General features: G+C 31.0%; 23 protein-coding genes. 17 read left to right on the top strand and 6 right to left on the bottom strand.

From position 1 onward, the window contains the following. Positions 1–137: 137 nt before the first annotated feature. The gene (locus F7018_RS11455) at positions 138–935 is read right to left on the bottom strand and encodes a hypothetical protein (RefSeq protein WP_150900208.1); all 798 of its coding nucleotides are present in this window, start codon (positions 933–935) and stop codon (positions 138–140) included. 137 nt (positions 936–1072) lie between these two features. Beyond that, entirely contained in the window at positions 1073–2698 is a 1626-nt protein-coding gene (gene pruA / locus F7018_RS11450; RefSeq protein WP_150900207.1) for an L-glutamate gamma-semialdehyde dehydrogenase, read from the bottom strand. A 198-nt stretch (positions 2699–2896) separates the two neighbouring features. Here pruA and F7018_RS11445 point away from each other — a divergent pair, with 198 nt between their 5' ends. The 4 genes from F7018_RS11445 (at position 2897) to F7018_RS11430 (ending at position 7366) form a co-directional block, all read left to right on the top strand. Beyond that, a complete protein-coding gene (locus F7018_RS11445; RefSeq protein WP_150900206.1) occupies positions 2897–3574 on the top strand; it encodes an NRDE family protein in 678 nt (225 codons plus the stop codon). 96 nt (positions 3575–3670) lie between these two features. After that, the gene (locus tag F7018_RS11440) at positions 3671–4309 is read left to right on the top strand and encodes a hypothetical protein (RefSeq protein ID WP_217701375.1); all 639 of its coding nucleotides are present in this window, start codon (positions 3671–3673) and stop codon (positions 4307–4309) included. 5 nt (positions 4310–4314) lie between these two features. Further along, positions 4315–6027 (top strand): hypothetical protein, encoded by a 1713-nt coding sequence (locus F7018_RS11435; RefSeq protein ID WP_150900204.1) that lies wholly within the window; start codon positions 4315–4317, stop codon positions 6025–6027. Positions 6028–6031: 4 nt separating this feature from the next. Beyond that, entirely contained in the window at positions 6032–7366 is a 1335-nt protein-coding gene (locus tag F7018_RS11430; protein WP_150900203.1) for a hypothetical protein, read from the top strand. 41 nt (positions 7367–7407) lie between these two features. Here F7018_RS11430 and F7018_RS11425 read toward each other — a convergent pair whose 3' ends face one another. The 3 genes from F7018_RS11425 to F7018_RS11415 are packed head-to-tail and all read right to left on the bottom strand — an operon-like array spanning position 7408 to position 10167. Further along, a complete protein-coding gene (locus F7018_RS11425) occupies positions 7408–8508 on the bottom strand; it encodes a DUF3667 domain-containing protein (protein ID WP_150900202.1) in 1101 nt (366 codons plus the stop codon). Further along, on the bottom strand, positions 8508–8894 hold the full coding sequence (gene apaG / locus F7018_RS11420) for a Co2+/Mg2+ efflux protein ApaG (RefSeq protein WP_150900201.1): 387 nt from the start codon (positions 8892–8894) through the stop codon (positions 8508–8510). Before apaG ends, F7018_RS11425 begins: the two co-directional genes overlap by 1 nt. A 52-nt stretch (positions 8895–8946) precedes the next feature. Further along, positions 8947–10167, bottom strand: a complete 1221-nt coding sequence (locus F7018_RS11415; RefSeq protein ID WP_150900200.1) for a type IX secretion system plug protein — start codon at positions 10165–10167, stop codon at positions 8947–8949. Between the two features lie 161 nt (positions 10168–10328). On the opposite strand from F7018_RS11415, the gene F7018_RS11410 reads away from it, so the two are divergent. The 13 genes from F7018_RS11410 to F7018_RS11350 all read left to right on the top strand — a co-directional run bounded on the left by F7018_RS11410 (position 10329) and on the right by F7018_RS11350 (position 25621). Continuing rightward, positions 10329–11681: a Na(+)-translocating NADH-quinone reductase subunit A gene (locus F7018_RS11410; protein WP_150900199.1), complete on the top strand. Its 1353-nt coding sequence runs from the start codon at positions 10329–10331 to the stop codon at positions 11679–11681. Positions 11682–11684: 3 nt separating this feature from the next. Beyond that, positions 11685–12890 carry an NADH:ubiquinone reductase (Na(+)-transporting) subunit B gene (locus F7018_RS11405; RefSeq protein WP_150900198.1) on the top strand — a complete coding sequence of 402 codons (1206 nt, stop codon included), beginning with the start codon at positions 11685–11687 and terminating at the stop codon, positions 12888–12890. 2 nt (positions 12891–12892) lie between these two features. Beyond that, complete coding sequence (locus tag F7018_RS11400) at positions 12893–13654, top strand: Na(+)-translocating NADH-quinone reductase subunit C (RefSeq protein WP_150900197.1); 762 nt, start codon at positions 12893–12895, stop codon at positions 13652–13654. A 3-nt stretch (positions 13655–13657) separates the two neighbouring features. After that, positions 13658–14302: an NADH:ubiquinone reductase (Na(+)-transporting) subunit D gene (locus F7018_RS11395; protein ID WP_150900196.1), complete on the top strand. Its 645-nt coding sequence runs from the start codon at positions 13658–13660 to the stop codon at positions 14300–14302. A gap of 32 nt (positions 14303–14334) precedes the next feature. Then, positions 14335–15072, top strand: coding sequence for an NADH:ubiquinone reductase (Na(+)-transporting) subunit E (nqrE, locus tag F7018_RS11390; RefSeq protein WP_150900195.1), 738 nt, complete (start codon positions 14335–14337; stop codon positions 15070–15072). A 2-nt stretch (positions 15073–15074) separates the two neighbouring features. Next, the gene (gene nqrF, locus F7018_RS11385; RefSeq protein WP_150900242.1) at positions 15075–16388 is read left to right on the top strand and encodes an NADH:ubiquinone reductase (Na(+)-transporting) subunit F; all 1314 of its coding nucleotides are present in this window, start codon (positions 15075–15077) and stop codon (positions 16386–16388) included. A gap of 400 nt (positions 16389–16788) precedes the next feature. Then, entirely contained in the window at positions 16789–18144 is a 1356-nt protein-coding gene (locus F7018_RS11380; RefSeq protein WP_175578716.1) for a DEAD/DEAH box helicase, read from the top strand. Next, positions 18144–18503, top strand: a complete 360-nt coding sequence (locus tag F7018_RS11375; RefSeq protein ID WP_150900194.1) for a Na(+)-translocating NADH-quinone reductase subunit F — start codon at positions 18144–18146, stop codon at positions 18501–18503. Before F7018_RS11380 ends, F7018_RS11375 begins: the two co-directional genes overlap by 1 nt. Before the next feature lie 337 nt (positions 18504–18840). Continuing rightward, positions 18841–19413 (top strand): uracil-DNA glycosylase family protein, encoded by a 573-nt coding sequence (locus F7018_RS11370; protein WP_150900193.1) that lies wholly within the window; start codon positions 18841–18843, stop codon positions 19411–19413. Between the two features lie 27 nt (positions 19414–19440). Beyond that, positions 19441–20640 (top strand): GTPase HflX, encoded by a 1200-nt coding sequence (gene hflX, locus F7018_RS11365; RefSeq protein WP_150900192.1) that lies wholly within the window; start codon positions 19441–19443, stop codon positions 20638–20640. Positions 20641–21000: 360 nt separating this feature from the next. Further along, positions 21001–21678, top strand: a complete 678-nt coding sequence (locus F7018_RS11360) for an energy transducer TonB (RefSeq protein ID WP_150900191.1) — start codon at positions 21001–21003, stop codon at positions 21676–21678. Positions 21679–22030: 352 nt separating this feature from the next. After that, complete coding sequence (locus F7018_RS11355; RefSeq protein WP_150900190.1) at positions 22031–22753, top strand: energy transducer TonB; 723 nt, start codon at positions 22031–22033, stop codon at positions 22751–22753. Between the two features lie 54 nt (positions 22754–22807). Next, complete coding sequence (locus F7018_RS11350; RefSeq protein ID WP_150900189.1) at positions 22808–25621, top strand: TonB-dependent receptor; 2814 nt, start codon at positions 22808–22810, stop codon at positions 25619–25621. A gap of 71 nt (positions 25622–25692) precedes the next feature. Here the strand turns inward: F7018_RS11350 and F7018_RS11345 are convergent, their stop codons facing one another. Then, positions 25693–26763, bottom strand: coding sequence for a CNNM domain-containing protein (locus F7018_RS11345; protein ID WP_150900188.1), 1071 nt, complete (start codon positions 26761–26763; stop codon positions 25693–25695). Between the last annotated feature and the right edge of the window lie 3 nt (positions 26764–26766).

Below are 26766 nucleotides of genomic sequence, written 5' to 3'. Positions count from 1 at the left end.
TTTTTCTTAGCTTGTTTGTGGAGTATAAATTCTACTATTTTCCTAATGCCTCAAAACAACCAAAATTTTAGGTGTTTTATATAGTTTAAAAAAGCAACCTCAAATGAGATTGCTTTTTGGTTATATTTTAAAAAGAATTAAAATTTACTAAATACTCCCTTTTTTAAGTTTACAGTTTTGGTTGGTTTTTTAGTGCTTTTAGGAACACTATTAGATATTGGTTCTAACTTGAATGTTTCTTTACCTTCCATTAATACCAGTAAGTTTTCTTTTATCTCAGCAATACTAACAGAGTTGTCTCCAGTACAGTTAGCTTCACCTTCCCAAGAATAACAGAATTTGTTTTCTTTAGCATCTTCCCATTTCCATTCAGCTAATCCACCTTCGTTTTCTGATGTTGGGTTAGCTAACTCAACAAAATAAGTGCCTGCTTGAGAGAAAATAACCGTAAGTTCGTTTATAGTTCCTACTACGTCTTCTCCGTTAACCTCTGTCATTTTCCAAGTTCTACATAACAAATCAGTGTTAGAAGATGAGCTGATTTTTTCAATCTTGGAAGAGCTAACTTCTATGCTTGTAGAGGTTTTGTTATCTACAATTGTAAAATCCATTTTAGTTCCATTAATACTTGAAATGATGATTTGACCAAAATCAATAAGATTAATGGTTTTGTCGTCAACAATTTCATACTGTCCTAAAAGAATATTTTTCTCATTTTTTTGAGATTTACTTTTGTTAGCAGAAGCGCTTTTTACAATAATATAATTACCATCTTTATTAAACTCAAAAGATTTGTAATTACTGTTTTCAATTTCCCATTTAGAGCTAATTTCCTCTTTCTTGATTTTAGTAGATGGGATTTCATCGTTTGAACTACAAGATATTGTTAATAAGGTAAGGAATAACAATGTTGCAATTTTTCCAATAGTTTTCATAGTGTTAAATGTTTAATAATGAACAAAAATAAATTTATATATGTAAAAAGCAAAGAAGAGTTTTTTCTTTTGGTTTTATGAAAATAAAAAGCCAATCTTTTTAAGATTGGCTTTTAAATATATTTAGAACTAAAGTATTATCCTAAGAAAGGGTACTTGTAATCAGTTGGGCTAACAAATGTTTCTTTAATTAAACGAACAGAAGTCCAACGTAATAAGTTTTGAGCAGAACCAGCTTTGTCGTTAGTTCCAGAAGCTCTAGCTCCTCCAAATGGTTGTTGTCCTACTACGGCACCAGTTGGCTTATCGTTAATATAGAAATTACCAGCAGCATTTTCTAAAGCTTTAGATGCTTTTTCTACAATATATCTATCTGTAGAGAAAATAGCTCCAGTTAAAGCGTACTCAGTAGATTCATCAACTAATTTTAATGAAGCTTCCCACTCAGCATCTTCGTATACATAAACAGTCATAACAGGACCGAATAATTCAGTACACATAGTAGCATACTTTGGAGATTTACTTACAATAACTGTTGGTTCAATAAAGTATCCTACAGATTTGTCGTAACCACCACCAATAATAATATCAGCATCAGCATCTTCTTTTGCAGCATCAATATATTTAGCAATCTTATCGAAAGAACCTTCGTGAATTACTGCATTTACAAAATTAGATGGATCTTCAGGAGAACCCATTTTAATTTCACTAGTTTGTGCAACTAAATGCTTCTTAACATCTTCCCAAATAGAAGCAGGAATGTATGCACGAGAAGCTGCAGAACATTTCTGACCTTGGAATTCAAATGCTCCTCTAGTAATTGCAGTAGCAACTTGTAATGGATTTGCTGAGTTGTGTGCCCAGATAAAATCTTTACCTCCAGTTTCTCCAACAATTCTTGGGTATGTTTTATATGTGTGGATGTTGTTTCCTATTTGTTGCCATAAGTTTTTGAATACGTGCGTAGATCCTGTAAAGTGTAATCCAGAAAAATCAGGAGAAGCTAATACAGTATCAGTAATCATTACTGGGTCACCATATACAACGTTAATTACACCATCAGGTAAACCAGCTTCTTTAAATAAGTCAACAATTACTTGAGCAGAATATGCTTGGTGATCAGATGGTTTCCAAACAACAACGTTCCCCATTAAAGCAGCTGCAGCAGGTAAGTTAGCAGCAATAGATGTAAAGTTAAATGGAGTAATTGCATATACAAAACCTTCTAATGGTCTGTACTCAACTCTGTTCCAAATTCCAGGAGCAGAAGCAGGCTGATCTTTGAAAATATCAGTCATGTACTCTACGTTGAAACGGAAAAAATCAATCATTTCACAAGCAGCATCAATTTCTGCTTGGTGTACGTTTTTAGATTGAGCAATCATAGTTGCAGCATTCATTTTTGCTCTATAAGGACCAGCTAATAATTCAGCAGCCTTTAAAAAGATAGAAGCACGCTCCATCCAGCTAACACTAGACCAAGCTTCTCTAGCAGCTAAAGCTGTAGAAATAGCAGCGTCTACGTGAGATTTATCTGCTGTGTGGTACTGACCAACTACATGCTTATGATCATGTGGAGGTGTAATATTTTTAGTGTTTCCAGTTCTAACTTCTTCACCGTTAATGTGCATTGGTACATCAACGTTGCTATTGTACATTGCTTTGTAAGTAGCCAATAATTCTTCTCTTTCAGGAGAGCCAGGAGCGTATCCTTTTACAGGTTCGTTTACTGCTTTAGGAACATTAAAAAATCCTCTTGCCATTTTTATTATGTTGTTTGTATGTTTAAAAATATTTTTTTCAAAAAAGCAAAAAACAAAATCTAATACTATTAATTTGCAAAGACTAAGTAGTTTACATTTTCAAACAATCTTTAGATTGATTCGAGGGACAAAGTTAACACTTATTTTTAGTAATAACTAAGTAGTTTTTACGTCTTAATTTACCAAAAGAGATACTATATGTGCACGGTAACTTATTTACCTTTAGGGAATAATGATTTTATATTAACGTCTAACAGAGATGAAGATCCTAAACGAAGAACAATACCACCTAAAGAATACAATGAAGATGGTATACTATTGAAGTACCCAAAAGACGAATTAGCCGGTGGTACTTGGATTGGTTTATCTGAAAAAAACAGATTGATTTGCCTGTTAAATGGTGGTTTTACAAAACATGTGAGAGCTGCTTCATATAAAATGAGTAGAGGGATAATAGTTAAAGAATTATTGAAAGTAAATAATCCTGTAGAAATTATTAACCAGTTTGATTTTAATGGAATTGAACCTTTTACTATTGTACTTGTTGACTGGGAAAAGACGTTAAATGCCTATGAGTTGGTTTGGGATGGTGAAGAAAAGCATTTTCAAGAACTAGGTGATCAACCTAAAATCTGGTCATCATCTACTTTGTATGATGAGGAAATGAAACAATTGCGTAAAAATTGGTTTGCCGATTGGTTAAAAGAGAATGTTGAGATTTCTCAGGAAGATATAGTAGCATTTCATCAAGATGATACTAGAGGAGAGGAAGGAGTTTCTCTAAAAATGAAACGTTCAAAGGTTGAAACAGTTAGCACAACTTCAGTAAAAAAAGAAAAGAACCATGTGACTATGGATTATTACATAGTTGACTAAAATATATTGCTTAAAATAACTATTAGAAAATTGTAGTTTTTAGTATTTTCGCAAAAAAAAGTTATGTGTAAAAAACAGCTGTTCGTGGTAACTACAATGATTCTTTTTTTGTTTACCAGTTGTTTTGAATTTGTTGAGGAAATTAGTTTTAATAAAGACGGGTCGGGTAGTGCTACCTTTACCTTAAATTTAAGCAAGAATAAAACCAAGCTAGCTTCTATAATGTTGTTAGATAGCGTTAATGGTTATAAAGTTCCTTCTAAAAGTACTATCAGAAAAAAAGTTGCTGAAGTTGTTCAAAAAATAAAGAAAACTAAAGGAGTACATAATGTTAATAGTACGTTAGATTTGGATGAGTTTATACTTGCCATTTCATGTGACTTTGATAATGTTGAAGCTATAAATAATGTATTAGTAGCTTTTAGTTCTAAAAAACAAGCGCAAGCTATTAAGAAACAACAGCACTTCACTTATAATAAAAAGAGTAAAACATTTGTTCGTAGTCATCACTTTGATATTGGAAGAGAATTTCAAAAAACCAAAATGAAAGATCGAAAGGTTTTCGAAACAGCTACGTATACAGGTATATATCGTTTTGATGATTTAGTACAGTCAAGTGCTAATAAACAATCAAAGATTTCAAAAAGTAAAAAAGCAGTTATGTTACGAGTAAAGGCTCAAGACATAATAACCAATAAATACACAATCAAGAATAAAATTCAACTACAGAACTAAAAGTTATGATAAGAAAAATAATCTCAGCATTATTATTAGTAAACACATTTGTTGTTTTACAAGCTCAAAAACTAGAAACCAAAATACCTAATAACGTAGACATTGTTATCGCAGCAAATGCAGATAACTTGTTTAGTTTGATAGATGTTTCGGATATTGATAATAGTTTTTTAGGAAAAGGAGCATTAAGAGGGGCAAATAAAAAAGCAAAAGTTAGCTCGGTGAGTGATTTAGGAGTTGATATTAAGTCAAATTCATATTACTTTTTCAAGAAAACAGATAGTATATCTTATCATACTATTTTGGTAGAGTTAACTGATAAAGGGCAGTATGAAAATACTTTAAAAGAAAGACAGCAAAAGAAAATTAAAAGAGAAAACGGTTATAGCTATATAGAAGGCTATAGTAGCTTAACTATTTGGAATGATAATATACTTGCTGTTGTTAATGGTAGCAAATCGTATAGTTATTTTAAAGAGCACAAAGAGCGTTTTAATAAATTAAAAAAAGAAGGAGAGTCGAGGTATTCTTTTAAAAAGAGAATTGTTAAGTCATGGATTAAAGAGGAGGCATTAAAGACTTTAAATAATAGTCCGTCTAATTCAATTGCAACCAATAGAAACTTTCAAAAAGGAAAGAAAAAGAATGCTTCAGCAACATTGTGGGTTCGTAACTATGGAATGTTTATGTCTAACTTAATTCAAGAGTTTGGAAAAACAATGCGTTCAACAATGTCGTACTTAATGCCTTCAAAAGGTAAAAACATTTACGGAGTTGAAGAGGTAACAGCTAATTTGTTTTTTGAGAAAGCAAACATCCGAGTTTTATTAGAAATGTCGGTTAGCGATTACATGAAAAAATCTTTTAAGAAGATTTATAACAAAAGAATGAATTCTGCCCTTGTAAATAGCTTTGATCATGAAAGAGCATTAGCATTTTGGAGTATGTCTATTAATACTGAAGAAATGCTTGTACAGTATCCTGTAATGATGAATAATTTATATGGAGCTATTTTACCAAAGTTTAAGCAAGAGTTTGAAATAGTTGGTGATGTATTGTCATTAGTTATTGATGAGGAAGCTATCGCGAAATTGGTAACTGGTGATGCACTTTTTGTATTAAATGAGTTTGGAAAAAAAGAAGTAGAGTATACAAAGTATGAATATGATGAGGATTATAAGCGTAAAGAGGTAACAAAGACAAAAGAAACTTTAGTTCCAGATTTTACTATAATGATAGGTTCTGAAGAAAAAGAATTGTTAACTAAAGTATTTAAGTTAGGAGAAAAATATAAAGCTGTTAAAGAAACGAAGAAAGTTTATGAGTTAATCTTAAAAAAAGCGAAATTACCATTTGGTTTTTATGCAGTAGTTAAAAATGGAGTTTTATATTTTACTACCTCAAAAGCAAATGCTATAAGTATAGAGTCTGGCAGAACTAATTTTGCTAGTAAAAAGCATAATAAGCTTATAAGAAATAATTCTACTGTGTTATTTGCAGATGTAAATAAGATAATAAACAAATTACCAACAGAATGGTTTGGGAAAACTGAAGATAAAATGGCTCGTTTGTCAAATGAACATATCGAGAATCTTAACTTTACAGTTTCGAGAATGAAAGGAAATAAAATTTCATCAGAGTTAAGATTAAATACAAAAGGTAAAGAAGAAAATACATTAAAGCTATTATTTAGATTGATAGATAATATGGCTAAATAAGCAGATGATAAAAAAGATAGTATATTCTATTTTACTTATATTAAGTATCATATTTACAGTTGGGTTTTTTAGGTATAATCCAACTGTAAATTTATCTAATACTATACCTAGTTCGGCAGAAGCCATTGTAAGAATTAATTTACGTGAAGCTGAATTTAACATTGTAAAAGATGTTGTGCTTCATCCACTTTCATATATAGATTTTGAAGAAAGTTCAGAATCAGATTCCGAGAAAAGAATTTCTTTGTTTGAGCAAATAGAGATTCCTAATAATGTGTTTTTCTACACAAACTCAACTGTTTTAAAAGATTTTTGGGTTAGCAGTCTTATAGAAGTAAACAATAAGGTTGGCCTTGTGAACTTTTTAAAAAAAGAAGGAAAGTTGATAGGGAATAAAAGCAGGATTGATTGTTTTACATATAAAAAGCTGTTTTTTCTTCTAAAAGAAAATAAACTTAGTGTTGTTTATAGTTTAAAAGGTATAGCTAATATAAATTCGATTCTTACTGTTGTTTTTGAAAAGAAAAGTTATTTGAATGAGAATGATACAAAGCTTTTGAAACTAAAAAACAGTAATGGAGTAATAGCTTTTCAAAGTAAAGAGTTTGGTTTTTTTGAGCTTGAAAAAGATCAAGAAAAATTGATTTTAAAAGGAGAGTTTAATGAGAGCGGTAGTCCTTTTTTAGCATATAATTCTCAAGAATTAAAAGAAGGAATTGCTTCTTTTTCGGGAAGAATAAATAAAGAGTGTCTTCTTTCTTTTATTGATTCAAAGAAAAAAGAAAAGTTTAAAAAGTTGACAAACCTATCTTTAGATTCTCTCAATAATTATTGGAACGGAGAAATAGACTTTAGCTTAGAGTCTTTTCAAAGTAAAAACGATACTATTGTTACCTATGAATATGATGATGATTTTAATAAAGTTGAAAAAAAATCAATTCATAAAAGTTTATTGCCTAATGTTTGTCTTAGAATAGGAGGGGGTAAAGTTTACGAGTATTTGAAGAGAAGTAAAGCAATTCAAAATGTAGAAGGAAAAGAGTTGTTGGTGTTAAACCCACTTTTTAAAACTTATGTAAATAATAAAGAAGATGAATTGTTGATGTCTTCAATATATGATACTGTGGGTGATTTTACAGCTAATAAAAAGAATAGGCTTTCAATGACTTTTAATATAGAGAGTTATTTAGAAGAAAACAGAGGTCTTTATACGTTGTCCAATAAATATTTAAAACAGGTACAAAAAATTAAAGCTACGGTTAGTAACGATAATCAACTAGAGTTGATAATTTCTTTAAAAGAATCTTCTTTAAAATCAATTTATCAAGATTTGAAATGAAAGCTAAAGTTTTATTTAGGTTTTACAAGATAACTGACTTCTTAAATCAAAGCAAAGGATGCTGTTCCTACAAGAACTACCCCTATAGTAGCTAAAAACAAGTAAACCATGTTTATTAAAGAGAACTTTACAAAGGTTTTGAAATAACCTTGTTTATAAAAGCTTTTCATAGCTATAAATAGATATATTAAGAAAAGGAGGGTGAATATACCTTCGTCAGCTGTTTGTGTAAAGAAATCTAAAATAATATACAGTGTAATTAATAGAAAGAAAACTGTTTGAGTGTGAAATACAAATATTAAATGCTCTACGTAAGTATATCTTCTTCTTATGTAAAATATTTTAAGAAAAAACGTAAAAATAGGCAGTAAAATGAAGAGAGAAATAGAGCCATAAGAAAGCATCTGATTTAAAAATTGTTCTCTCATTTCCTTTTTGTCTACAAAACTATTTGCTACTTCAGCTCTACTGTAAAAAAACCTATTTAGGAAAGTCTTTTCATATTTTAAACTATCTAATGCATCATCGATATTGGTGTCTGGATATTTACGATTGTACACAATAAATTCGTCAAGTCTAGTGCCTCCACCGAAAGATATTTTGCCAGGTATTTTACTATTTATAGAATCGTTTGTCTTTTTGTTTACTTCGTCTAGAATAGTCTTTTTAGTGATGGAATCTAAGGGGGTTCTTTCTAGCCTTTTATTGGTTTCATTCCTTAGAGAATCAATATTAATGTCTTTTGGAATTTCAGCCATTAAAGAAGTATCCTTCTTAACATTTCCTTTGCTGAAATCTTGAAACTTATTGTAACTAGAAACTAAACCAAAAATTAAAAAGAAAATAATTGAGGTAGTTATATAAAAACGAAAAGGGTTAACGTATCGAGTACGCTTCCCTTCTATATAATCTCTAGAAACTTTACCGGGTCTAATAAGTAGCGGAATTAAAGTTTTCCAAAATTTGGCATCCCAAGAAATAAAGCCAGCAAAAACTTCGCGAACAAAGCTTCTTAGAGTGATTCTTTTTCCTTTGTTTTTTTGGCCGCATTCAGGGCAGAACTTTTCATTTTGAATAAAAGGATGTCCACAATTTAAGCAATTAGGGTCTTTTATAATTGCTACTTTATTTTTTTTACCCATTAGTTTAAAGTAGGAGTCGTCGTTAGTTGAAATGTTGGTATCGTCACAAGAAATTCTTCTGAAGTTTCAAAGTTAATCATTTTATAATTTCCTTTCATAGCTCCAAGAGAAGAAAGTAAAAAACAATTAGATTTGTAACTATAAGACTCGTTAGGTTTTAAAGTAGGAGTTTCTCCAACAACTCCTCTTCCTTCAACATATTCAACATTGCTTAAGGCATCAAAAATAGTCCAAAAACGACCTAATAACTTTACGGTATCTTTCGAAGTGTTTTCGATAGATATGTAGTAGCTAAAAGCATTTCGGAATCGATTTGCATGATAAATCGGACCATTGAATGTTGTTTTAACAGATATTTTTATCCCCCTAGTTATTTGCTGAAACATAGTATAAATATAAGGTTTTTTTACGTCTTAAGTCGTTTAAGACACTTGCAAATTACCTATTTTGGTTAAAATACCCCATACCAACTCCGATTACACGGTCGTAAGTTTCGCCGAAAGGTTTATAATATACGATAACAGTATATTCGTTTTCGGTTTGAAAGAAAGAACCGTCAATTTCATTCAAATTAATCAGGTTGTTCTTGTCTAGAGTTACATAACTATAGTTGTAAAAACCTTGTTTAAGTAAAATAGAAGTCTCGTAAATTCTGTCTTTAGAGTTGTACTTCATTTTGTTTTCATCGGTTAATCTATAGTTATTGTAAGCGCCATAAACATAAATACTTTTGTCTTCTAAAGGTTCAAAGGCGTCTAGTGAAAAATGTACCAACGAATAATCAGCTTCTGTATTTGGAATGTTAGAATCCATAGTTCTAATAATAAACTGACCATTAATATCTGGATTATAGGTGTATATTTTATCAGCTCTTTGCTCGTTGGTATATAAATAACTATTGTAAATATCTTTACGTTCAACTTTTGCAATGTTTAAACTGGTTGTTCTTATAAACTTACTATCGAAGTTTAAAAATTCATTTCCACCCCAGAAATTAGTAGCAAGAGTATGGTTGTATAACAATTGTTGAGGTTTAATAAATTGAGGTTGAATATTGTTTATTGCTGTGCTCCAGTTATGGTTTTGAAATAAGGTAACGTTTATTTCTTGATTGGGATTGTTGATTTGTAAATTGGGGTGATTTACGGCAAATTGAACTGTTTGTTTTTGGTTGTTAGATTTAGTGTCTCTACTTCTAAATGCAGCCACACCAACTGTTGTAATATTTTCATAAAAAACACAGCGTCTAGTAAACACAACTTCATAGTCTTCATCTAATACAGAAATTAGATAATTCCCGCTTTTGGTAATTATAGTGTTTTGATTTGGTAAATCAACTGAATAATGAGTATAAGGTTGTAATGTGTTAAAGGAGTTACTGAAGTTGACTATTTCAATCTGATCAAATCCATCAATGTATTGATTGGTTGTAATGTTACTAGGTTTCCAATCATGTGTCATGTGTTGTATTTTGTATTGATACTCCTTACTATCAGCATCTAAATCATCAAATGATAATGTTAGCACACTACCTAAAGGAACAATAGCAGAAAACTGATTGTTGCTGTTTTTTGGACGTAACTGAACTGTTTTTATATTTTGAGCACTTAGGTGAATTGATATGCAAAAAGTGATTAAAAATAAAATATGTTTTTTCATAGATAGAAAGGTATCAAAATGTAAGCCAAAGATAAACTTCTTTATTTAGAATAGGTATAAATAAAGAGAACTCTAAAAGATAAAAATACAAATGCTTACCAAAAAAAGTCAAAATCAGTAAATTTGCATGTTTTTTAAGAAAATCAAATTAATCAGTTCCTATGTCAAAAGACATCCGTATTAAGAAAGGCTTGGACATCAAGCTAGTTGGCGAGGCAGAACAAGTTACTACCGAACTTCCATTGGGTAGTACATTTGCAGTAAAGCCAGATGATTTTCACGGCGTTATTCCTAAAATTTTAGCTAAAGAAGGTACAGAAGTAAAAGTAGGTCAAGCACTTTTTCATGCAAAAAGTGATGAGCGTATTTTATTTGCTAGTCCTGTTAGTGGAAAAATTACAGAAATCGTTCGTGGAGCACGAAGAAAAGTTTTAGCAATTAAAATCACTGCTGATGCACAGCAGGAATACAAAGATTTTGGAAAAAAAGATGTTGATTCAATGTCTGGAGAAGAAGTGAAAAATCACTTATTCGCTTCAGGTTGTTGGCCATTTGTAAAGCAACGTCCATACGATATTGTAGCAAATCCAAATCAAGCACCAAAAGCAATTTTTGTATCAGCCTACGCAAGTGCACCTCTAGCAGCAGATTATGATTATGCATTAAAAGGTAAGGAAGCTGAATTACAGGCGGCTTTAACTGCGTTAACAAAGTTAACAGAAGGTAAAGTACATGTGTCAGTTGCAAAAAATTCAACATTATCTCCATTCAAGAGTATGAAAGGTGTTGAGTTACACAATGTATCAGGTCCACACCCAATAGGGAATGTAAGTACACAAATAGCACAAATTGATCCGATAAACAAAGGAGAAGTTGTATGGGTAGTTACTCCACAAGACTTAGTAGTAATAGGTGAACTATTATTAACAGGTAAATTTAATGCAAAACGTACCGTTGCTTTAGCTGGTTCTAAGTTTAATAAACCACAATATGTTAGTGTTTTAGCTGGAGCTCAAATAGCTGATGTAGTTAAAGGAAATTTAGATGCAGATAATGCACGTGTAGTTTCAGGAAACATATTAAGTGGATTACAAGTTGATGAAAATGGTTTCTTAGGATACTATGATAATCAGGTAACTGCAATTCCAGAAGGAGATGATTATGAATTCTTCGGTTGGAATAAACCAGTATTTAATAAAATCTCAACTTCTAGAGCATTAACTTTTTCTTGGTTAAACCCAAAGAAAAAATACGATTTAAATACAAATACTAATGGGGAGCATAGAGCTTTTGTAGTAACAGGTTCTTATGAAGAAGTATTTCCATTAGATATCTATCCGTTGCAATTATTAAAAGCTTGTATGTATAAAGATCTTGACGAAATGGAAGGATTAGGAGCATATGAAATTGCACCAGAAGATTTTGCGTTAACAGAATTTATTTGTGTATCTAAACAACCTCACCAGAAAATAATTCGTGAAGGATTAGATTTAATGAGAGAAGAATTAGGATAAGATATGGGCTTAAAACAAAATTTACATAATTTAAAAGAAAAGTATAAAGGAACTAAAATGGCTCCGCTATTTAATGGTTTCCATACTTTTTTATACTTGCCAAATGAGACAACTCACGGAGGAACTCATATCAAGGCAGCAGATGATTTAAAACGTACAATGAATATAGTAATTATGGCATTAGTTCCATGTTTACTATTTGGTATGTTTAATGCAGGATATCAACATCACGCAGCTATTAATGGATTTACAGAAGGAATGTCTTTCTTCAGTGGAGAATTTTGGAACTTAGACAATTTATTAGTTGGAGCAGCTAAAATATTACCATTAGTAATTGTTTCTTATGTTGTTGGTTTAGCAATAGAATTTGTGTTCTGTATCATTAAAGGACACGAAATAGAAGAAGGATATTTAGTAACAGGAATGTTAGTTCCGTTAATTGTACCTATAGATTTACCGTTATGGATGTTAGCAGTTGCAGTTGCATTTGGAGTTGTAATTGGTAAAGAAGTATTTGGAGGAACAGGAATGAATATCTTAAATCCAGCATTAACAATCCGTGCATTTTTATTCTTCGCATATCCAACTTGGATGTCGGGAGATAAAGTATGGGTAGCTGGAGCAAGAGAATTAGCAGGAACTGCTGATGCAATTTCTGGAGAAACAATGTTAGGAAGTTTAGCGCAAAATGCTACAACTAATTTCTCAGTGTCAGATATGTTCTTCGGATTTATTCCAGGTTCAGTAGGAGAAACATCAACTTTCTTAATTTTATTAGGAGGTTTATTCTTAATCTTTACAAAAATTGGTAGCTGGAGAATTATGTTATCTTCAGTAATTGGAGCCTTAGTAATGGGATTCATCTTTAACCAAGTTGTAGAAATGGGATGGATTGGTGAAACAAGTAAGTTTTACGGATTAATGAGTTTAGACTTCTGGAAACATTTATTAATTGGTGGTTTTGCATTTGGAGCAGTTTATATGGCTACAGATCCAGTATCGGCTGCACAAACAAACAAAGGAAAATGGATTTACGGTTTCTTCATCGGATTTATTTCAATCATGATTCGTGTATTTAACCCAGCTTATCCAGAAGGAGTAATGTTAGCTATTTTATTAATGAACGTATTTGCTCCAACAATTGATCACTATGTGGTTCAAGGAAATGTTAAGAGAAGATTAAAACGTGCTAAAGTTAAAACTGCCTAATTATGAGTAAGAAAACAGAAAGCAATGGATATACGCTACTTTTTGCCATAGGTATGGTATTAGTAGTAGGAGCTTTGTTAGCGTTTACTGCATCATCGCTTCGACCAATGATTGATGGAAATAAACGTATAGAAAAGCAACAAAATATTTTATACGCAATGGGTGTAAATGAAAACGATGAAAGCAGTGCAATCTTTGTTTCAAAAGACAAAGTAGCTGATGAGTTTTCAAAATACATCAAAAAACAATTAGTTATTGAAGGAGACAAAGTAACTGAAGATGACAAAGCGTATTTAATTGATGTTAAAAAACAACAAACATCTGCAAAAGCAGGAAATGAAAGAAAGTTACCATTATTTGTTGGTGAAAAAGACGGTAAAACGTTTTATATAGCACCAATTAGAGGTAAAGGTCTTTGGGATGCTATTTGGGGATATGTTGCAATGGATGCAAATATGGTAGTTCAAGGAGCTTTCTTCGATCACAAAGGAGAAACACCAGGATTAGGAGCTAATATTAAGCAACGTTATTTTATGGACGATTTTATCGGTGAAAATTTAATGAGCAATGGTGTTTTTAAAGGAATTACTGTTTCTAAATCGAATAACGATCCGAAGAATGAAGATAAAAATGATAATGAAGTAGATGCAATTGCAGGAGCTACAATTACTGGAGATGGTGTTGCTGCTATGATTAAGTCAGAGTTAGGATTATACTTACCTTTCTTCAAGTCATTAAAAGAATCTAATAAAATAAAATTATAAGATATGGGACTTTTATCAAAGAAAGACGCAGCGTTAATTACTGACCCATTAGCAGATAATAACCCAATTACAATTCAAGTATTAGGTATTTGTTCTGCATTAGCAATTACAGCAGAATTAAAGGCATCTATTGTAATGTCTATTTCTGTATTATTTGTATTAGGAATAGGAAATGTAGTAATCTCTTTAATGAGAAACATTATACCGTCAAAAATTAGAATTATTGTACAGTTAGTAGTAGTAGCTGCTTTAGTAATTATTGTAGATCAGGTATTAAAAGCTTTTGCTTATGAATTAAGTAAAACCTTATCTGTATTCGTAGGATTAATTATTACCAACTGTATTATCATGGGACGTTTTGAGGCATTTGCTTTAGGAAATGGACCATGGAGATCATTTTTAGATGGAATTGGAAATGCTTTAGGATATGCTGTAATTTTAATTGCAGTAGGTTTCTTTAGAGAATTGTTAGGTTCTGGTACTTTATTAGGATTTAAAGTATTAGGAGACCCAATTGAAAAGACAGGATTATATTCTATTGGATATGAGAATAACGGATTTATGTTATTATCACCAATGGCATTAATCGTTGTAGGTATTATTATTTGGGTACAACGTAGTAGAAACAAAGCATTAATTGAAGACTAACATCGTTAGACTTCATTAAAAAAATATAGAAAATGGAACATATAGAATTATTTTTCAAGTCGATATTTATAGATAACATGGTTTTTGCTACGTTCTTAGGAATGTGTTCTTACTTAGCAGTATCTAAAAAAGTATCAACAGCTGTAGGTTTAGGAGCTGCTGTAATATTCGTATTAGCAGTAACTGTACCAATTAACTGGTTGTTAGATCAATATTTATTACAGCCAGGAGCTTTATCTTGGTTAGGAGCAGAGTATGCAGACTATGATTTAAGTTTCTTATCATTTATCATGTTTATTGCAACAATTGCAACCATGGTACAATTAGTAGAAATTATTGTAGAGAAATTTGCACCAGCTTTATACAACTCTTTAGGTATTTTCTTACCATTAATTGCAGTAAACTGTGCAATTTTAGGAGGGTCTTTATTTATGCAATCTCGTGAAATTCCAACATTAGGTTTATCATTAACTTATGGAATTGGATCAGGAATTGGATGGTTTTTAGCAATTTTAGCTATTGCAGCTATTCGTGAAAAAATTAGATATTCATCTGTGCCACCAGCGTTAAGAGGTTTAGGAATCACTTTTATTATTACTGGTTTAATGGCTATCGGATTCATGAGTTTTGGTGGAATGTTAACAGGAGGTGATGATGAAGGAAAAAAAGAAGAAGCTCCTAAAGCAGAAATCAAAATAGAAGAGAAGAAGCAAGAGGTAAAAGAGGATACTAAAGAATTAGCTGATAACACTAAAAAAATTACAGAATAATGATGTTTTTAGAAGTAAGTACTGGAGGAACAGTAGCTGTAACTGTAGTAGCATTCTTAGCAATTGTATTAGTTTTAGTAGGATTGTTATTATTTGTAAAACAAAAATTAGCACCATCGGGACCTGTAAAGATTACGATTAACGGTGATAAAACAATTGAAGTAGCTTCAGGAGGTACCTTATTATCTACCTTAGGAAACGAAAAAATCTTCTTACCATCAGCATGTGGTGGAGGTGGATCATGTGTACAATGTGAGTGTCACGTAAATTCAGGTGGAGGTGAAGCTTTACCAACAGAAACTCCTCACTTTACACGTAAAGAATTACAACACGGTATCCGTTTAGCATGTCAAGTAAAAGTAAAACAAGACATGGATATTTCTATTCCTGAAGAAATTTTTGGAATTAAGAAATGGGAAGCAACAGTAGTACGTAACTATAACGTAGCAACTTTTATTAAGGAATTCGTAGTTGAAATTCCTGAAGAAATGGATTATAAAGCTGGAGGATATATTCAGATTGAAATTCCTGAGTGTGAGATTAAATATTCTGATATGGATATTACAGCACATCCACAAGATCATCCAGGTGAACCAAATAAATTTGAGGCTGATTGGGATAAGTTTAACCTTAGACCATTAGTAATGAAAAATACTGAAATAGTAGAAAGAGCATATTCTATGGCTTCTTACCCTGCAGAAGGGCGTGAAATCATGTTAAATGTTCGTGTTGCAACACCTCCTTTCGACCGTGCAAAAGGTGGATGGATGGATGTTAATCCAGGTGTAGCATCATCTTATATTTTCAACCAAAAACCAGGAGATAAAGTAACTATTTCAGGACCTTATGGTGAGTTCTTTATCAATGAATCTGAAGCAGAAATGTTATATGTAGGTGGAGGAGCTGGTATGGCACCAATGCGTTCGCACATTTATCACTTATTTAAAACTTTAAAAACTGGTAGAAAGGTTACATATTGGTATGGAGGTCGTTCTAAAGCTGAATTATTTTATATTCACTACTTTAGAGCATTAGAAAAAGATTTTCCAAACTTTAAGTTCTACTTAGCTTTATCAGAGCCTTTAGAGCAAGATAACTGGAAAGTTAAAAAAGATATTAACGATGAGGCTGGAGATGGTTTCGTTGGGTTTATTCACCAAGTTGTAATAGACCAATATTTATCTAAACATGATGCTCCAGAAGATTTAGAATTATACTTCTGTGGACCACCATTAATGAACAAAGCAGTACAAAAAATGGGAGAGGATTTTGGTCTTGATGACGAAAACATCCGATTTGATGACTTTGGAGGATAGAAATATTTCTCTTTATATAAAAAAACCAACGCATAGCGTTGGTTTTTTGCTTTTTAGAAATAATTTGAAGCCATTCGGAAAGTATTTTGATTAATTCTATGTTTTTTTAATGAAACTTGCTCTTAAAATCACCCGTAACGGGTGATTTTAAGGGGATACTTAATTAATACTTTTGAACAAAATAATCATGAGTTGTCCAAGATGTAATTCAAAATATTTAAGAATAAAGAAAAAAACAGTTATTCAAAAACTATTTTCATCTAGCAGAAAATATAAATGCTTTCATTGTAAGTGTATTTTTATGAGAGTGCTTTTGATGAATAAAGTTTATTTTTTTTCAAAATAATATAGATGTTGTACTTGGTGATAGAAACCGTACCTTTGCACAAATTTTGCATAAATGATTTCTTTTCAGGATTTAGACTTATCAAACGCGTTACGCAATTCAATAGAAGACCTTGGTTTTGTTAATCCAACACCAATACAAGAACAGGCTTATCCTATTGTAAGGTCGGGTAAAGATGTTGTAGGTATAGCACAAACAGGTACAGGTAAAACCTTTGCCTATATGTTGCCAATACTTAGAGATTTAAAGTTTTCTAAACAGCAACATCCTAGAGTACTTATTTTAGTACCAACAAGAGAGTTGGTTGTACAGGTAGTTGAGGAGATTGAAAAATTAGCAAAATATATAACACTGCGTACAATTGGTGTTTATGGAGGTGTAAATTTAAATCGCCATAAGGAAGCTGTAATGCAAGGAGCAGATATTATAGTAGCCACACCAGGACGCTTATATGATTTAGCATTGAGTAATGTGTTAAAGTTGAAATCAATTCAGAAGCTAGTAATAGATGAAGTTGATGTAATGCTAGATTTAGGATTTAGATTTCAATTACTAAACATTTTTGATATACTTCCTCCAAGACGTCAAAATATTATGTTTTCAGCAACAATGACTGAAGATGTTGAAGCCTTAATCGATGATTTCTTTATAGGGCCTAAGAAAATAGCAATAGCAGTTAGTGGTACACCATTAGATAACATAAAACAAGTATGTTATGATGTTCCAAACTTTTATACAAAGGTTAATTTATTAAACGAATTGCTATTAGATAAATCGGAGTTTAGTAAAGTATTAATTTTTGCACCTAACAAAAGAAATGCTGATAGATTGTTTGAATGTGTAAAAGAGGAGTATCCTTCACAATCATGTGTAATTCATTCAAATAAGACTCAGAACTATCGTTTACGATCTATTGAGCAGTTTAATAAAGGAGAAAAGAGAATTTTAATAGCTACAGACGTTATTGCACGTGGTTTAGACTTAGAAGAAGTTACACATGTAATTAATTTCAATACACCACATTTCCCAGAAAACTACATGCACAGAATTGGTCGTACAGGACGAGCAGAGCATGAGGGAAAAACAATATTATTTTCAACAGAAAAAGAACAAGAGGCTAAAAAGAGAATCGAAGAATTGATGAATTACGAGATTCCTAAGTTAGATATTCCAGAGCAAGTTGAAATAACGAAACAATTAACTGAAGAAGAGCGACCAAAAGAAGAGCGAGAAATTTCCAAAAATAGAACATCACAAGAGTATGTTCCGGGACCAGCTTTTCATGAAAAGAAAGAAAAAAATAAAAAAACAAATCAAGGAGGTTCTTATAGAAGAGAAATTGCTAAAAAGTATAAGAAACCAAAAACTAGAGGAGATAAAAACTACAATAAAAGAAACAAAAGAAAGTAATGAGAGCACTTACAGAGCAAGAACTTCATAATTTAGGAATGAATATTGTGGGGAAAGAACTGCAAGAAAAAGGCTTTGAATTTGTTGCAATCAATAGTGAGCTTAAGAGACATCCTCAGTTTGTTTTGTTTAAAAAGGGAGAACCCACAATTTTTGTGATTGTAAAAACTACCAATAATATTCAATCACCAGAGGAGTATGATGTTTTATGGATGGAAACATTTAAAGAGCATGCAAAAAAACACAATGCAAAAGTTTGGTTTGCAGGTGTAGGAATAGCAAATGCAGAAAGCGTAGATCTGCCAGTTTTTAAGGATCAGCCATACTATGTGGCGTTTAATGACTTCATAAAGTTTTAAAAATATTGTTTTTATAGATTGTGTTTAACAAATTATAAAACACTCAATACCATTTATACATAATAATTTACCATTCATACATGGTTTTGTAATTTACTGGTAAACAGTGTTTTAAATCCTTATATTTGCATAAGGGGAATTAATAAATACAATCATGAAAAAAAAATTACTTAAGGGGATTCAAAATTTTTTTAAAAACATTTTAGCTCGGTTAGCTGAGTTTGGAAAAGCTGCTGGTTACGCAATTAACCACTAAGCAATAACAAATTTTGAAAAAGAAACACTCGTTTTATGATAAGACGAGTGTTTTTTTGTGCTTTAATGTTAACTTTATCAAATGAAAGAGTTGTTATTGGAGATACAGAAATGTAGAATATGTGAAAACTTTATTGAGCCAAGACCAGTGGTGTTTGCTAATAAAGATTCAAAAATTATTATCATAGGACAGGCACCTGGGACTAAAGTTCATAAATCTGGAATACCTTGGGATGATGCAAGTGGTAAGCAACTAAGAGCTTGGTTAGGAGTTACCAATGAAGAATTTTATAATGTTACTAATTTTGGGATTATTCCAATGGGGTTTTGTTATCCAGGAAAAGGAAAATCTGGAGATTTACCACCAAGAAAAGAATGTGCTCCTAAATGGCATGAGCTATTGATAAATAAGATGCAAAACGTAGAATTGGTATTGTTGATTGGGATGTATGCACAGAAATATTATTTAAAAGAAGCAGCTAAAAAGACGTTAACTGAGACAGTAAATCATTACGAAGAATATTTGCCAAAGTATTTTGCGTTGCCACATCCATCTCCAAGAAATAGATTTTGGCTAGCTAAAAATCCATGGTTTGAAAAGGATATTTTACCAGAACTGAAGAAAAAAGTAGCAAAAATAATATCGAGTAGCTAAGTCGATAAATTTGTACTTTTGCATCCTATGATAGAAACACGTGAAGCCATATCTGAAAAAGCGGTTTTAATTGGTATTATAACCCAACATCAAGACGAAAAACAGTCAGAGGAATATTTAGATGAATTAGAGTTTTTAACTTTAACAGCTGGAGGAGTAGCAGTTAAGCGTTTTGTACAAAAATTGGATAAGCCTAACCCAAAAACTTTTCTAGGAACAGGAAAATTAGAAGAGGTAAGAGCTTATATAGAATCGCATAATATAGGAACAGCAATTTTTGATGATGAATTGTCTCCTGCACAATTAAGAAATATAGAGAATTTTTTAAACTGTAAAATTCTAGATAGAACAAATTTAATTCTAGATATTTTTGCAAATAGAGCTCAAACAAGCTCAGCAAAAGCACAAGTAGAACTTGCGCAATATCAATATTTATTACCACGATTAACAAGAATGTGGACTCACCTTGATAAACAAAAAGGAGGTATTGGTATGCGTGGACCAGGAGAAACTGAAATAGAAACAGACCGTCGTATAATTCGAGATAAGATATCATTGCTTAAAAAGAAGTTAGTCACAATTGATAAGCAAATGGCTGTTCAGAGAAAGAATAGGGGTAAAATGGTACGAGTAGCTCTGGTTGGTTATACAAACGTAGGAAAGTCTACATTAATGAATGTAGTAAGTAAAAGTGATGTTTTTGCAGAAAACAAGCTATTTGCAACATTAGATACAACAGTTAGAAAAGTAGTGATTAAAAACATTCCTTTTCTAATGACAGATACTGTTGGTTTTATTAGAAAATTGCCTACTCAATTAGTAGAGTCATTTAAATCAACTTTAGATGAAGTTAGAGAAGCAGATTTATTATTACATGTAGTAGATATTTCTCATCCAAATTTTGAAGACCATATTGCATCTGTAAATAAAATATTAGATGAGATAGATTCCGTTCATAAACCTACTGTCATGGTTTTTAATAAAATAGATGCTTATACACATGAAGTTATTGATGAAGATGATTTAATAACAGAAAAAACAAAAGCACATTATACACTCTCTGACTGGGAAAAAACATGGATGAAAGATATCGAAAAGGAAAGTATTTTTATTTCAGCGTTAAATAAAAGTAACTTAGAAGATTTTAAAGATAAAGTCTATGAAGAGGTGAAAAAAATCCATATTCAACGCTTTCCATATAACGATTTCTTATACCAAGAATATTAAAAGTTTAACATAAATTGATGAATTTTTAACCTAAAAAGAACTTGAATATTTTGTTATTTAAGTTCTTTTTTGTTATATTTAGATTCCCTTAATAAATAAAATGTATATTTTTTAAGTAGTTATAAATCAGTTTTTTTAACCATTTTAACCCCCTGAAAATGAGAAATAACACACTTACCCAGAATAGAATATTTGACCATTTACTTGATCATTTTTTTTCAAATTAAAAACTAGTTACAACTATCTAGTCAATTTTTTTATCATTTAACTTATAAAAATCTAGAAAGAATTTTAATTCAATAGATTATTTCTATTGTTTAGATGCTTCGATTTTGTATACGTTAATCTAATTTGATTAAAATGAAAAATGTATTCACAATATTATTGATGTTCTTTACTGTAACACAAATTTTCTCTCAGGAAGTTTGTGAGACGAAGAATGAAGTAATAATTGATGTAAATGAAATTAATAAGTGTAAAGTAAAAGAAATTAAAATAACTAAAAATCCTAATAAGAAAGATGTAATTATTTCAAGCAAGAGGTATTTTAAAAAACGTACATATCTTAGTAAAGCTGTATTATTAGCACGTGATTTAAAAACAAATGATATTAATGATCTTCAGGCAAAAAATGATTTGGAGTCTCATGCATTAATAGCCAAAGAGGTTATGAAAAAAGAAATGAACGTTTCTTTTGATTTGGTTGAAGAAATTCCAATGTTTAAAGATTGCTCAGATTCTAGTTTAGATGCGTTTGATTGTTTTAACCAAGCAATGGAGAAACATATAACGGATAATTTTAGATATCCAGAAAAAGCATTAGAAAGAGGGATTGAAGGAACTTTAAATGTAAGTTTTATTATAGATTCATTTGGAGAGGTTAAAGACATAAAAATAGAAGGAGAAAATGTGCACAAAATCTTAAAGAAAGAAGCAGAAAGAATTGTGTCTTTATTGCCAGATTTTGTACCTGGGAAGCATAAAAACAAATCTATCGACGTATTGTATGAATTCCCTATAGTTTTCAGTTTAGAGTAACAATATTTAACAATATAATTAAAAGCCCATCAAATTGATGGGCTTTTTGTATATGTATTTAATACTAGAACTCAAATTTTTATTGAATTTTGCTATTGAAAAGAAAAGAATTCTATTTTTTATTAAAATTTACACTCGTTTAAATGAAAAAATCATAAAAACGAGTATTTTCTGTGTTAAAAAATTGTAAATATTAAATTTTAGTATAAAATTTGCAGTCTCTAAGGTGTATTATATTCCCTCCCCCTAAAAAACTGTTAAAAAAACAGCCTTAGTGAAAGTTATAGATAAGCTTATCGACTTTAAGTTTATTGTAATTGTTAAATAACCATAACACTAATACCCCATAAGTATGAGAAAGTTATTATTTATAATATTAGCTTCTTCTTTTTCTATTAATTTGGTAGCCCAAAAAGAAGTGTGTGAAACACCAGAGGATTCTTTTGATGTAAATAGTATAACAAAATGTACTATTAAAGATTCAAAAAAAAGTAAAAAAACAAGACAAATTACGGTTAGAGTATCGTCTTCTAGAAGTAGATACCTAAAAAAGAGGGAAGATATTAAAAAACGTACTGCAATTAATAGCGCTTCTCATCTAAATACCTCTGGAGTTTCAAATCTTGATAGTTCTTCAGAGTTAAAAGAATCATTAGCTCTTAAAAATAACATAGCAAGTATTACCAATAATTTATCAGCAGAAGAATTGAGAAAAGCTTCTAAATTTAGTACAGTTGATAAAATACCATTATTTGAATCGTGCAGAAACTCTAAAAAGAGTGAAAGAATGAACTGCTTTAATATGGAAATGATAAAGCATATTCAAAAATATTTCCGCTATCCAGGTAAGGCTGTTAGAGAAAGAATTCAAGGAGATGTTTGGATTCGTTTTGTAATAGACAAAAACGGAAATATTTCAAATGTAAAAACATTAGGACCAAAAGGAGGAGAGATTTTAAATGATGAGGCTAAAAGAGTAGTCGCTCAACTACCTAGGTTTATACCTGCAAAGAAAAATGGGGAAAAGACTTCAGTAAAATACGGTTTTCCTATTTCATTTTCTCTGGAAGAATAATTAAAAATTCTTCCAATCTTTATTTTTAAATTTTACAATTAAAAACCCTTATTTATGAACAAAAAATTACTTATTGTTTTTTTTGCCCTAAGTAGTCTTGTGTCAATGGCGCAAACTATAAGTGGTAAAGTTTATGATGAATACTTAGAGCCTTTTCCAGGAGCTAATGTAAAAACATCAAAACAAAGAACTAGTACAGATATCGATGGTAATTTTTCTTTAACAGCGCAAGAGACTTTTCCATTTACGATAGAAGTATCTGCAATTGGTTATAAAACTGAGATAGTTGAAGTAACAGAAGCAAACCAAGAGTTAAATATAATTCTTAAAGAGAGTATATCTTTAGACGAAGTTGTAATTTCAGCGTCAAGAGCTCCAGAAAGAATTATAGAATCGCCAGTAACAATTGAACGTTTAGGGTTAAACGATATTAAAAAGAACACAGCATTGTCTTTTTATGATGGTTTAGCTAATTTAAAAGAGGTTGATGTAAACGAAAATAGTATCGGATTTAAATCTGTAAATACTAGAGGTTTTTCTCCTTTTGAAAATACTCGTTTTGTACAGTTAATTGATGGAGTTGATAATTCAGTACCAATCTTTAATTTCTCTGTAGGAAATTTAGCAGGTATTTCTGAATTAGATGTAGAAAGCGTTGAGATATTACCAGGAGCAGCATCGGCACTTTATGGAGCAAATGCATTTAATGGTATCTTATTAACAAAAAGTAAGAACCCGTTTGAGTATAATGGAATTAGTACTTATATTAAATCTGGTATCACAAGTCAAAATGCAGCAGGTAATAATGAGTTTTATAATGTTGGTGTACGTATGGCATATGCATTTACAAATAAGTTAGCTGCTAAGGTTAATTTAACATATTTTGAAGGAGAAGATTGGCATGCAGATGATATTCAAAATACTACAGGAATTGGTGGTGTAGTTACATCTGGTTATAGAATAGCAGGTGATTTAGGTTCTGATCCAAATTATGATGGAGTAAACGTTTATGGAGATGAAGTATCTCAAGATTTAGAAAGATTAGTTTTAGGAAGTAATGATCCAGCCATAAATGCTTTAGCGCCATTATTTCAAGGAGGAGTTGATGTAAGTAGAACAGGTTATAAAGAGAAAGAGTTATTAGATTATAAAGCAAATAGCTTAAAGTTTGATGCCTCATTACACTACCGTCCTTTTGGAAATGAAGATTTAGAAATTGTTTGGAACTCACGTTACAATAGAGGAGATAATAATATATATCAAGGAGTAAATAGATATTCGTTAAAAGACTTCTTTTTACAACAGCATAAATTAGAGTTAATAGGTAAAAACTATTTTGTAAGAGGATATTATTCGGAAAATGATGGTGGTAATTCTTTCGATACGCGTTTTGCTGCTATTAACTTAAATGAAAGATGGAAATCAAATAATCAATGGTATTCAGAGTATATAGGAACTTATGCAGCTGCTTTTACAGGTAATATTCCAGGAGTACCAGCAAATAATGCACAAGTAGCTCATTTAACAGCAAGAACTCAAGCAGACTCTGGAAGATTAGTTCCAGGAACCCCAGAATTTGATGCAGCATTGAGTGAAGTAACTTCTGATGCAAGTTCAGGAGTAAAGATTTTTGATAAATCAGCTTTTTATCATGCAGATGCTAACTATAACTTTAGAGATATTATAGAATGGGGAGAAATACAAGTAGGAGGTAGTTACCGATTATTTAAATTAAACTCTCAAGGTAACATTTATACCGATTCAAATTCTAGAATTTCATTTGATGAATTTGGTTTTTATACACAGTTACAGAAAAAGTTTTTAGACAATCGTTTAAAGTTTACGGGTTCTGTTCGTTATGATAAGTCAGAAAACTTTAAAGGAAACTTTTCACCTAGGGTATCGTTAAGTTATGGTTTAGGAGAAAACAAGGATCATGTATTAAGAGGGTCTTTTCAAACAGGTTTCCGTAATCCAACAACACAAGATCAGTATATTGGTTTCTTTAGTGGAGCAACACATATTTTAGGAACTGCAGGAGAAAATTTAGATAGATACTCAGTTACAGTAGCTAATAGAGGCGCTAATGCACCGTCAGCAACATCAATAATAACAGGTAGAGATGCTATTAATAGATCTTTTTCTGCTCTTTCAGTGGCTAACGGAGCTCCAGTACAAGCAAACTATGGTTTGGTAAAACCAGAAAAGGTAAAGTCTTTTGAAGCAGGATACCGTGGTGTGTTTAATTTAACAGATACTAATTTATTAGAGATTGATTTAAATGGGTATTATAACGATTATGAGGACTTTTTAACTGAAAAAGTAGCCTTTGTAGCACACTATGGAAGTTTCGATGCTAACGGAGTGCCAAATCAAGACTTAATAAATGCATGGGATAATAGAGATTTAACTCGTTTTTCAATTAAAACGAATTCTAATGCTGATGTTTCTTCATATGGAGCAGGTTTAGGTTTAAAAACTAAAGTTTTTAAGAAATTTGATATTGGATTAGCTTATAACTGGGCTAGATTTACTTTTGATAAAAGTACTGATGTTGAGTTTAAGCCAGGGTTTAATACACCAGAACATAAAGTTAAGTTCCAGTTTGGAAACCCAAGTATATTAAAGAATTTAGGTTTTAATATTAATGTGCGTTGGCAAGATAAGTTTATATGGGAATCTAGATTCTTAGATGGTATTGTAGATGCAAGAACTATTTTAGATGCTCAAATTAACTATAGTGTACCTTCTTTAAAATCAAGATTTAAATTAGGTGGAACTAACTTAACAGGAAAAGAATATATAGTAGCGCCAGGTTCTGGTTTAATAGGATCTATGTATTATTTATCTTGGACAATTAACGATTAAAAGTTAAAACTAATACTATAAAAAAAGGAGAAGCTAAATGCTTCTCCTTTTTTATTTTATGAAATAAAAAATTATTCTTCTTTATCTTCTATAATTCCTAAACGCTTAGCACGTTGTTCCCAACTTTTTCTAGCTAAACTTTGTAAATCTGCAACATTATCGCTTTCATCCATTATTTCATAACCTAATAAAGTTTCAATAACATCTTCTTGAGTTACTAAACCGCTTACTGTTCCATATTCATCAACAACAAGAGCTAAGTGTTCTCTTTGCTCTATTAGCTTTTCAAATAAGTTAGGAATAGATAATTCTCTATTAGCTATGATAATGTCTCTTTTAATCGATTTTAAAGGTTCATTTCCTTTATTTTCAACCATAGCAAGCAATAATTGATCTTTTAAAATATAACCTGTAATATTATCAGAGTTTTCAGAGTAAACAGGAATTCTTGAAAAGCGTAAAAGTCTATTGTCTTCAAAGAAAGATTGAATAGTTTGATTTTCATCAGCAGTAACAATTACTGTACGAGGGGTCATAATATGCTTTGCCTGAACATCTTTAAAGTTTAGCATATTTTTAATAACCTTACTTTCACTTTCTTGAAAAACACCTTCTTGTTCGGCAATATCAGTCATGGCAGAAAAATCTTCTCTACTTAAAACGCTTTCACCATGCCCGCCTTTACCAAACATTTTAGTGAATAGTTGAAGTATCCATATGATTCCAGTGTATTTAAATAATATAATTAAAAAGCTTAATGCTTTTGTTGTAAAATTAGCTAATCCCTTCCAGTAAGTAGCTCCTATGGTTTTAGGAATAATTTCAGAGGCAACTAAAATTAAAATAGTCATTACAAAAGACACCCAAAAAACTCCATTACCTTCACCTCCAAAAGCTTCTTCAGCTTGTGTACCAACTAATATAGCACCAACAGTATGCGCAACAGTATTTAGAGTTAAAATAGCAATTAAGGGTTTGTCAACATCTTTTTTAATTTCTTCTAATTTAGTTGCAAAAGCTTTTCCTTCTTTCTTTTTTAGATTGATAAATGTAGGAGTTACACTTAATAATACCGCTTCCAGAATAGAGCATAAAAAGGAAAAGAGAATAGATAAAGTTGCGAAAACTATTAATAAAGTCATTTT

This window comes from Tenacibaculum aiptasiae, from assembly GCF_008806755.1.
Lineage (GTDB): Bacteria > Bacteroidota > Bacteroidia > Flavobacteriales > Flavobacteriaceae > Polaribacter > Polaribacter aiptasiae.
The sequence above is the reverse complement of the archived record's forward strand: the minus strand, read 5'-3'. Positions and strand labels throughout refer to the sequence as shown.